Genomic DNA, 9829 nt, shown 5'->3' with positions numbered 1-9829 from the left:
GTGGTTCGAACACGGTCGGGGCGAAGCGCGTCCCACCCTGTGTCGATACCCCGGGGGTCCTACCCTGCGGATCCTCAGCATGAACGTGCACTTCGGCGAGGTGTTCCCCGAACCGGGTCGGGCCACCTGCCGCGGCGGTGCGCCGACCTGTCCCTTCGGGCTACTTCCGCGACGCCGGCAGGCCTCGCCCGCCGTACTTCTTGTGGATGGCCTGTTTGGACACCCCGAGCGCCTCCGCGATCCGGGCCCAGGTAAGCCCCTGGTTACGGGCGCGGCGCACCAGGACCGCCTCGACACGTTCGGACTCCGAGCGCAACTCCACGAGCGATTCCAGCGACTCCAGCGTGTTCTCGCCTCGCAGGGAACCGGCGATCTCTTCCAGTCGTTCGGTGCTCTCCATGGGTCAACGATAATTGACACCGCGTGTCGCCGTCGCCGCGTATCTTGATCCCCATGCCGACCATCGAACGCGCGCGTGCCGAGGACATCCCGGCGATCGTCGCCCTGCTCACCGACGACCCCCTCGGCGCCTCCCGAGAGACCCCTGACGACCTCGCCCCCTACCGGAAGGCCTTCGAGGTGATCGACTCCGACCCCCACCAGTACCTGGCGGTGGCTCGACGGGACGGACGAGTGGTGGGCACCCTGCAGTTGACCGTTCTTCCGGGGCTGTCCAGGACGGCGGCCACCCGCGCGCAGGTGGAGGGGGTACGGGTGCACGCCGACGAGCGCGGCGGTGGGCTCGGCACCGAGCTGCTGGAGTGGGCCGAACGCGAGGCGAAGGAGCGCGGCTGCGTGCTGCTCCAACTGACCTCCGACGCCACCCGCGTGGACGCCCTCCGCTTCTACGAGCGTCTGGGATACGAGGCGTCGCACGTGGGCTTCAAGAAGCCCCTCGCCTGAGCTCCGGGGCCCCGACCGGCCGCTCGGAGACCGCACGAGACCGTACCGGGTGGGAGATGGCCTGGACGGCGTCGCCGCCCAGGCCACGACCTCCGCAACATGACGATCGGGACGTGACGGTCAGGGCGTGACGATGGCGAAGACCGGGTCGGGGAGGTCCAACAGACCCAGCAACCTGTCCACCAGCGTCTCGTCGCCCGTGAACGACATGCCCTCCGTGCCCTTGCCCGCGAGCAGCCGCAGGAGCCGGAACTTGTTCAGCGTGACGGTCAGGTCCGGTTCCCCCCGACGCGGCTTCTCCCTGGTGGTGAACGCCCCGTTGGAAAGAGTGCTCCGGTGGGTGGTGTTCAGGTCGGTGAACACCCAGTCGATGACGAAGTGCTCCTCCCACGCCTTGGGACCGTTGATCCGGATCCCCACAGAGGTGAAGAGCTGCTCCAGCGACAGCGCCGAGGTCACCCCCGTGCTGGTCTCCATGGCGCTCTCCGGCTTGCCGTGCCGCAGTTCGGCCGCGCCTTGGAGGTAGAAGTTGCGCCAGGTGCCGTTCTCCGAACCGAACCCCAGCCGTTCGTAGACCTCCACCAGCGCGGCGCGCGCCCCCTCGTGCTCGGAGTCGGAGAACACCGCGTGGTCGAGCAGGGTGGCGGCGAACCTGAGGTCGCCCTCGGCCTTGTAATCGCCGGCCTTGCGGACCACCTCGTCGATACCGCCCATGCACTCCACGTACCGTCGCGCCGCCTCCTCCGGCGGGTGTGGCCACAGGTGGGCGGGGTTGCCGTCGAACCAGCCCATGTACCGCTGGTAGATCGCCTTGACGTTGTGGCTCACCGAACCGTGGTAACCGCGGGTATGCCAGGCGCGCTCCAACGAGGGAGGCATCTGGATCCGTTCGGCGATCTCCGAACCCACCATCCCCAGGTTCATCATCCTGATCGTCTGGTCGTGCAGGTAGGCGTAGAGGTCGCGTTGTTCGCACAGGAAGCGGACGATCCGGTCGGTGTCCCAGGTGGGCCAGTGGTGGGAGGCGAACAGCACGTCGGAGTCGTACGCGAACAACTCCACGGTCTCGTCCAGGTACCGCGCCCAGGCACGCGCGTCCCGGACCGGCGCCCCGCGCAGGGTGAGGAGGTTGTGCAGGTTGTGGGTGGCGTTCTCCGCCATGCACAACGCCCGGTGTTCGGGAAAGTAGAAGTTCATCTCCGCGGGCGCTTCGGTGCCGGGAGTCATCTGGAAGACGATGCGCACCCCGTCGACGACCTCCTCCTGGCCGGTGCGGGTGATGTCCCGGTTGGGCGCGATGAGGGTGATGGTGCCGGTGGAGCTCGCCTGCCCCAGCCCCACCCCGATCTGTCCCCGGGGACCCGGCGACAGGTGGGCACCGGTGTGGAACAACCCGCGGCGGGCCATCGCGGGGCCGGTGTAGACGTTCTCCGACGCGGCGTTCTCCATGAACCACTTCGGGGCGAGGATGGGCACGTTGCCCTCGGTGACACCACCGACCCCACCGAAGTGGTCGACGTGGGAGTGCGAGTAGAGGACCCCGCTGACCGGCCGATCACCACGTTGGGAACGGTACAGCTCCAGGCCGGCCCTCGCGGTCTCGGCGGAGACCAGGGGGTCGATGACCAGGACGCCCTGGTCTCCCTCGACCAGCGTCATGTTGGACAGGTCCAGGCCTCGGACCTGGTAGATCCCCTCGGTGACCTCGTACAAGCCTTGCTTCGCGCACAGGCGGGACTGGCGCCACAGGCCGGGGTGGGCGGTGTCGGGACGCTCTTGCTCGAGGAAGGCGTAGGCCTCGGTGTCCCACACCACCCGGCCCTGTTCGTTCTTGATCTGTCCCGGTTCCAGTCTGGCGATGAGTCCACGGTCGGCGTCGGCGAAGTCGTCTCCGGCGGCCGCGCCCTCGTGTCCGTTCCCGGTCATCACTAGTCTCCTCGTCGTACCGACGGCCGCCGACACGGGCGGCCTGTATCGGCGGCGTGGGAGGGCTCTGGGGCCCTCGGGATCCAGGTCCGTCAGGAGCGGAGCGCCTCGACGAGTTCCCGTTCACTGTCCTTGGACAGGTTGGTCTGGATGATGGTGGGGTGCAAAGGCTTGAACGCGTCGACGACCCGGTCGATGGTGGCGTCATCGGCGAGCAGGAACACCGCGGCGCGGTCCTTCTCGAGCTCGGAGCCGATCTGCCTGATCATGTCGTCGTCGATGCCCACGTCGCTGAGCTTCCCCGCGATCGCGCCCGTACCGGCCCCCACGACCAGGCCCAGGATCGGGTTGAGGAAGAGCATGCCGATGAGGGTGCCCCACAGAGCGCCCCCGGCGGCGCCGTAGCCGGTCAGGTTGACGGTCTGGTGAATGCGCGGGCGTCCCTTGTCGTCCTTGTAGGCATAGGCCGCGTCCTCCAGCCGAAGGAGTTCCTGTTTACCCAGGTCGGATGCGATGTCGAGCGCCCTCTCCGCGGTGTCGCGGTCGGCGACCCCCAATACGATCAGCTGCGCCATGGGTGTGTTCCCTCGCCGTCGGTTCCCGGCCCGAGGTCCCGGGCCTTGGCCCGGAGCCTTTCCCGGGGCATCTTTGGTCAACGTCAGCGAGGGGGACGATTCACGCAAAACCTCATAGATCACGCAGGGGACCACCGGGGCCGAACCCGGGGTCGTCGGGGTCGTTCTCCCGGCTCACCTGGCGGCGGACCAGCCGGTAGAGGACGTAGCCCCAGACCAGGACGGCGGTGGCGACCATCAGGTGGCCCAGCGTGCCGAGTTCCACGGTTCCTCCCTACCGGTCCTACCGGTCCCCTACCCGGCCCCATCGGCGGAGAAGCCACCGACGCGGACGCGACGGGCCAGGGCCAGTCGAGTGGTGTAGGGGACCAGGACCGGCCCGTCGGGGAAATGGTGGTCGGCGATGGCGCGTAGTTCGGTGCGCAGACGGTCCTGTCCGATCTCGCGGGCGGCGGCCGCCGTCCTGCTGGAGGACATGGCCATGCCGAGGTAGCCGTCGAGGGTGAGTTCGCGGGTCCAGTCGAAGGTGTGCTCGGCGGTTCCGGTCAGCCCATCGGTGGCCGAGAGTTCACCGACCAGGTCGTAGGAACGGTAGTGACGGTCGTAACCGGGGCTGTACCGCTCCAGTAGCCTCTCGTGCTCGTCGACGAAGGCGCTGCGCAGGTCGCGGTCGTTGCTGAGCACCGCCAGGGTGCCACCCGGTTCCAGGAGTCGAACGGCCTCGGCGAAGAAGGCCGGGCGGTCGAACCAGTGCACGGCCTGGGCGGTGAGGACCAGGGCGACGGAAGCGTCCGGGAATGGGATCTCCTCGGCGCGGGCGTTCACGTACTCGACACCGCCGCCCTCGTCCGTGGCGGTGGCGCGCATGTCGTGTCCCGGCTCGGCCCCGACGATCCTGGGCCCGGGGCCGAAGGCGGCGCGCAGCGCGCGGGTGGAGATACCGGTGCCGGAGCCGACGTCGATCAGTAGCCGGGGGTCGGTGACACCATCGAGCACGTGGCCCCGCAGAAGGTCCAGGACCTCCGGGGGGTAGCCCGGCCGGTGGGCCCGGTAGTCCTCGGTGAGCCCGGTGAAGGCCTGGGTGCGGTCGTTCAACGGTTCCCCTTCCGGTGGGACGGGGCCACAGCTTAGGGGACACCCACCGTCCGGGGGCCGAAGGCCTTGGATCTGCGGTACCCGGACGGACTCGTGCCGACGTGCTTCTTGAAGGCGGCGCTGAAGGCGAATCCGCTCCCGTACCCCACCCGGGCGGCCAGCGCCTCCAGTCCGAGGTGGGGTTCGGCGACCAACAGGTCGCAGGCCAGGGTCAGTCGCCAGGTTCGCAGGTAGGACATGGGCGGGTCGCCCACCGCCCGCGAGAACCGGTCCGCCAGGGTGGCGCGGGAGACGGCGCACTCTCCGGCCAGAGTGGTCAGGGTCCACGGCCGGGCGGGGTGTTCGTGCAGCAGGTCCAGGGCCCGGGCGGCGACCGTGTCCCGCCGGCCGCTGAGCCAGTTCGGGGCGGCGTTCGGATGCGACTCCGACCAGGCGCGGACCGCCATGACCAGCAGACAGTCGAGTAGTCGGTCGTTGAGCGCGCTCTGGGCCACCCGAGCGGTGGTGATCTCCCTGGTCAGGAGGGAGACGACCATGGGATCGACCGAACCGGTGGGCAGCACCGCCAGCCTGGGCAGGGCGGCCAGAGCCAGACGACCGACCTCTCCGGGGTCCTCGTAGGAACCAAGGATCGCGCCGTGTTCGCCGTCGGAGTCGTTTCCCCAGGTTCCGACGCCGTGGGACATGGCCAGGTGGAGTTCGGCGCCGTCGTCGGCCACGCACCGCTGCCCCGGTTCGATGGTGATGGTCGGGACCCGACCGGGTCGGTCGGAGACCACGTAGGGTTCGGGTCCTCGGATCAAGAGCACGTCCCCGGGCGCGGCCTCGACCCGTTCGGCACCGGTGTCCAGCAACAGGGTCCCCGAGGTGAGCGAGGTGTTGGGCGCGGCGACGGGCTGGCCCGTGGAGTACCGGCGGGTGACCACGGAGGAGTTCGTCGCCGCGTCTGCCGCCCAGGGGATCCCCGAGGACGTGGCGCACGGGCTGGCCGCGCTTTTCGAAGAGGTCTTGGACGGGCGGAACACTGCCACCACCGATGGAGTGGAGCGAGCCCTCGGACGCCCGGAGCGCAGCTTCGAGGCGTACGTCGCGTGCGCCGCGAGGGTAGGCGCCTGGGGTCGGTGATCGTGTACCCGACCACGACCTCAGGTCTGGGCGTGGCCACCGACGCCGAAGTCGGCGCCGATCGAGGGAAGGGCGACTTGACCACGGTCACGTCGACCGCGATGAGGAACTACAGCATGGCCATGCGGCACAGCACCGGACATGAGAGCGACGGTAGGGAAACCGGGCCGGCCTGTGGCACCTGTCTTTCCGTGGGACGGCTCATCAGCGGGTCGATCGCCCTCGCGAGCACCGAATTCGACGCACGAGCCTCCAACCCGGCCCGAGCGGCTCGGGCACGCCGGCAGGGCCGAGACACGGTGGATCCTCCTGGTCTATGCTGTCCGACATAGGTTACTTGTCAGTAACATGCGGGTCGCCGACGGCCCCACCAACGAAGGAAGGCAGCACGCCCATGCCCACGCTCGAACGCCACGACGAGGTCTTCGTTCTCGACATCGGTGACGGGGAGAACCGCTTCCACCCGGACTGGATCGCCTCGGTCCACGCAGCCCTGGACGAGGCGGAAAAGGCGGAGGGCCCGCGTGCCCTGGTCACCGCCGCCACCGGCAAGTTTTACTCCAACGGCCTGGACCTGGAGTGGCTCATGGCCAACGGCGACCGTTACAAGGAGTACGTCGCGAGCGTCCACCGGCTGTTCGGGCGCCTGCTGGCCCTGCCGATGCCCACCGTGGCGGCCCTGCAGGGGCACACCTTCGCCGCCGGCGCGATGTTCTCCCTGGCGCACGACCTGCGCGTGATGCGCGCCGACCGGGGATTTTGGTGCCTGCCCGAGGCCGACATCAACATCCCCTTCACCCCGGCGATGTCGGCGCTGATCCAGGCCCGTCTGGCCCCGCAGACCGCGCACGAGGCCATGGTGACCGCCCGTCGTTACGGCGGCGAGGACGCCGCGAAGTCCGCCATCGTGGACCGGGCCGTGTCCGAGGAGGAGGTGCGCCCCACCGCCATCGAGCTGGCCCGCTCCCTGGCCGGCAAGGACGCCACCACCCTGGGCACCATCAAGGACCGCATGTACGCGCCCGCGCTGGAGCTGCTGCGCCAGGAGGAACCGGTCATCTGACCGCGCGGGGGTCGTCGTCTCGGCGGCACATCCGAGCCCTTTCCACCGACACGAAGGTCGGCGGAAGGGGCCTTTTCGTGTGCGGGGCGTGCGCGCGGACCCGCCGGGGCCACCGCGAATCCGCCAACTGTGCCTTGTGCCACAATCTGACCAGGCGGTAGGTTTTGTGCCGCCGCCACGAGATCGTGTGCGAGGAGAGCCCCGTGACCGACACAGAGCACCCGCGCCAGCGTCCGACCAAGGGCGAACGCACCCGTGGGCACGTCATCGACGCCGCCGCCGAACTCTTCTCCCGCTCCGGATACCGGGCGGCCTCCCTCCGCGACATCGCCGCCCACGCCGGTCTCTCCCATGCCGGGGTCCTGCACCACTTCCCCAACAAGGAAGCCCTGCTCATACACGTCCTGAGCAGGCGCGACGAGATCGACGCCCCACTTGTCCTGGACGCGGACCTGAGCCACCGCGAGCTCATCGACAACCTCGTCGAGCTCGTGAAACGCAACACCGACTCCCCCGGCCTGGTCTCCCTCTTCGTCAACCTGTCCGCGGAGGCCACGGACCCCACCCACCCCGCCCACGACTACTTCTTCGGTCGCTACCGCGTCCTGCGTGAACACCTCGCGTCAGCGTTCGCCACCCTCCTCGACGGCCGCCCTGGGATCACCCCCGAGGTCGCCGCCACGCAGTTCATCGCCCTCCAGGACGGGCTCCAAGTCCAGTGGCTCCTCGACCCCGGCGCCGTCGACATGCGCGCCGCGGTCGTCTCCTTCCTGCACACCCTGGGAATCCCCACGTCGGCCCCGCCCCCCATCACTGATGAAAGGCCCTCATGAGCACCGAAACACCCCGACCCGAACCCGACCTGACCGCGAAGGCCGCCGCCACCTCCGGATCCGGGGTCTGGCACAGCACCCCGGTCCCGAGCGTGCTGCGCCGCCTGCACCTGGCCGACGGCCCACACGGCATCCGTCAGCAGCCGGAGGAGGGCGACCACCTGGGCATCGGCGACAGCGTGCCCGCCACCTGCTTCCCACCGGCGGTCGGGCTCGGCGCCACCTGGAACGTCGACCTGGTTCGGCGGGTCGGCGCGGCCCTGGGCACCGAGGCGAGCGCCATGGGCGTGGACGTGGTGCTGGGCCCGGGCATGAACATCAAGCGTTCCCCGCTGTGCGGCCGCAACTTCGAGTACGTGTCCGAGGACCCGCACGTCACCGCGCGGATAGCCGCCGCCCTGGTCGAAGGCGTCCAGTCCGAGGGTGTGGGGGCGTGCGTGAAGCACTTCGCCGCCAACAACCAGGAGACCGACCGGATGCGGTCCAGTTCCGACGTGGACGAACGTACCCTGCGCGAGATCTACCTGCCGGCGTTCGAGGAGGTCATCCGCACCACCGACCCGGCCATGGTGATGTGCTCCTACAACCGGCTCAACGGGGTGTACACCAGCCAGGACCCGTGGCTGCTCACCACGCTACTGCGCGAGGAATGGGGGTACCAGGGCGCGGTGGTCTCCGACTGGGGCGCCGTGGTGGACCGGGTCGAGGCGGTGCGCGCCGGCCTGGACCTGGAGATGCCGCCCACCGGAACCGACGACCGGATCGTCGACGCGGTGAAGCGGGGCGAACTGGACGAAGCGGTGCTGGACACCGTGGTGGAGCGGTTGGGCCGAGTGCAGGAACGGGTGGCCACCGACACCTCGCGTTCGCCCGAGCACGAGGCCCACCAGGCGTTGGCCCGCGATGCGGCGGCAGAAGCCCTGGTGCTGTTGAAGAACGAGGGCGGGGCGTTGCCGCTGGTTCCGGGCCGGTCGATCGCGGTGGTGGGCGAGTTCGCCCGCACGCCCCGCTATCAGGGTGGGGGCTCCTCCCACATCGTGCCGACCCGGGTGACCAGCGCGCTGGACGCGTTCGATGAGGTGTCCGAGGGGTTTCCGGCGCGGTTCGCCCCCGGGTTCACCCTGGACGGGACGGCGGCGCCGGGACTGGCCGACGAGGCGGTGGCGTTGGCGGAGGGGTCCGACACCACCGTGCTGTTCCTCGGGTTGCCGGAGACTCTGGAATCCGAGGGCTTCGACCGCACCGACATCGATCTGCCCGCCGGGCAGATCGAGCTGTTGGCCCGGATTCGGCGGGTGAGTGAGCGGGTCGTGGTGGTGTTGTCCAACGGCGGTGTGGTGTCGGTGGCCGACTGGCAGGGCGACGCCGACGCGGTGTTGGAGGGCTGGTTGCTGGGTCAGGAGGGCGGCGCGGCCACGGTGGACGTGCTGACCGGGGCGATCCCCCCGTCCGGGCGGCTCACCGAGACCATCCCGTTGAAGCTGAGCGATCACGCCTCCTACCTGAACTTCCCCGGGGAACATGGGCACGTGCGCTACGGCGAGGGGGTGTTCGTGGGGTATCGGCACTTCGACACCCTGGATCGTCCGGTGGCGTACCCGTTCGGCTTCGGACTCACCTACACCACGTTCGACTACTCCGACCTGGAGGTTTCCGAGGACGGACAGGACACGTGGACGGTGGCGTTCACCGTCACCAACAGTGGTGCGCGGACCGGACAGGAGGTCGCCCAGCTGTACACGGGGTCGGCGCAGGAGTATCCGACCCGGCCTGTGCGGGAGCTGCGCGGGTTCACGAAGGTGGCTTTGGAGCCCGGGGAGAGCGCGCGGGTCGAGTTGGCGGTGAGTCGGCGTGATCTGTCCACCTGGGACCCCGAACACCAGCGGTGGTCGCTGGCCGAGGGTACCTACACGGTGTCCGTGGGCGCGTCCTCGCGAGACATTCGGTTGAGCGGAGCGATCGTGAGTGAAGGTGACCGATTCGTGCCACCGCTGACCAGACGTTCCACCATCGAGGACTGGCGGGCCAACCCGATCGGTGGACCGGTGTTGGCCGAGGTCCAGGCCGGGATGGAGGAACTGGACTCGGTTCCGGAAGAGCTGTTGCGAATGGCCGACTCGATGCCGATCGTGGCACTGTCCACGTTCGGGCTGGGCGTGACGGAGGAGATGGTGGACCTGTTGGTCACGGACGTGGAAGCGCGCAGGCAGGCGGCGATCGAACGAGGAGAGTTCACCGGCTGAACGTAGGGAGTGAGCGATGGCCCTGCCCTGTTGTGCGGGTGGGGCGCCTCGGGCCGGGAACCTCGG

The 9829-nt window shown here is 69.3% G+C and carries 10 protein-coding genes and 1 pseudogene; 5 read left to right on the top strand and 6 right to left on the bottom strand.

Annotated features, from left to right (window positions below):
- Window positions 1-160 precede the first annotated feature (160 nt).
- A complete protein-coding gene (locus NLI01S_RS24580) occupies window positions 161-400 on the bottom strand; it encodes a helix-turn-helix domain-containing protein (protein ID WP_067609248.1) in 240 nt (79 codons plus the stop codon).
- Window positions 401-453: 53 nt separating this feature from the next.
- Between NLI01S_RS24580 and NLI01S_RS24575 the strand changes: the two genes are divergently transcribed.
- Window positions 454-903: a GNAT family N-acetyltransferase gene (locus NLI01S_RS24575; protein ID WP_067609251.1), complete on the top strand. Its 450-nt coding sequence runs from the start codon at window positions 454-456 to the stop codon at window positions 901-903.
- A gap of 120 nt (window positions 904-1023) precedes the next feature.
- On the opposite strand, the gene NLI01S_RS24570 is transcribed toward NLI01S_RS24575, so the two are convergent.
- The 5 genes and pseudogenes from NLI01S_RS24570 to NLI01S_RS24555 form a co-directional block, all read right to left on the bottom strand.
- Window positions 1024-2829 (bottom strand): alkyl/aryl-sulfatase, encoded by a 1806-nt coding sequence (locus NLI01S_RS24570; RefSeq protein WP_067609245.1) that lies wholly within the window; start codon window positions 2827-2829, stop codon window positions 1024-1026.
- A 92-nt stretch (window positions 2830-2921) separates the two neighbouring features.
- Window positions 2922-3404, bottom strand: coding sequence for a DUF1269 domain-containing protein (locus tag NLI01S_RS24565; RefSeq protein WP_067609241.1), 483 nt, complete (start codon window positions 3402-3404; stop codon window positions 2922-2924).
- Between the two features lie 112 nt (window positions 3405-3516).
- Window positions 3517-3669, bottom strand: coding sequence for a hypothetical protein (locus tag NLI01S_RS26145; protein ID WP_190318584.1), 153 nt, complete (start codon window positions 3667-3669; stop codon window positions 3517-3519).
- 29 nt (window positions 3670-3698) lie between these two features.
- A complete protein-coding gene (locus tag NLI01S_RS24560; protein WP_067609238.1) occupies window positions 3699-4499 on the bottom strand; it encodes a class I SAM-dependent methyltransferase in 801 nt (266 codons plus the stop codon).
- 32 nt (window positions 4500-4531) lie between these two features.
- Window positions 4532-5371: pseudogene (locus NLI01S_RS24555) on the bottom strand (AraC family transcriptional regulator); the annotation flags it as partial.
- Here NLI01S_RS24555 and NLI01S_RS25460 point away from each other — a divergent pair.
- The 4 genes from NLI01S_RS25460 to NLI01S_RS24540 all read left to right on the top strand — a co-directional run bounded on the left by NLI01S_RS25460 (window position 5367) and on the right by NLI01S_RS24540 (window position 9763).
- On the top strand, window positions 5367-5624 hold the full coding sequence (locus NLI01S_RS25460) for a hypothetical protein (protein WP_190318585.1): 258 nt from the start codon (window positions 5367-5369) through the stop codon (window positions 5622-5624). The pseudogene NLI01S_RS24555 and the gene NLI01S_RS25460 sit on opposite strands and share 5 nt — an antisense overlap.
- A 394-nt stretch (window positions 5625-6018) precedes the next feature.
- Complete coding sequence (locus tag NLI01S_RS24550) at window positions 6019-6687, top strand: enoyl-CoA hydratase-related protein (RefSeq protein WP_067609233.1); 669 nt, start codon at window positions 6019-6021, stop codon at window positions 6685-6687.
- A 203-nt stretch (window positions 6688-6890) separates the two neighbouring features.
- On the top strand, window positions 6891-7520 hold the full coding sequence (locus NLI01S_RS24545; protein WP_067609230.1) for a TetR/AcrR family transcriptional regulator: 630 nt from the start codon (window positions 6891-6893) through the stop codon (window positions 7518-7520).
- Window positions 7517-9763, top strand: a complete 2247-nt coding sequence (locus tag NLI01S_RS24540) for a beta-glucosidase family protein (RefSeq protein WP_067609227.1) — start codon at window positions 7517-7519, stop codon at window positions 9761-9763. The genes NLI01S_RS24545 and NLI01S_RS24540 overlap by 4 nt, the downstream gene beginning before the upstream one ends.
- The last annotated feature ends 66 nt before the right edge of the window (window positions 9764-9829 follow it).

This window comes from Nocardiopsis listeri NBRC 13360 (genome assembly GCF_001570765.1).
Classification (GTDB): Bacteria; Actinomycetota; Actinomycetes; order Streptosporangiales; family Streptosporangiaceae; genus Nocardiopsis; species Nocardiopsis listeri.
Note: the sequence above shows the minus strand (reverse complement) of the source record. Positions and strands in the feature narration are given on the sequence as shown.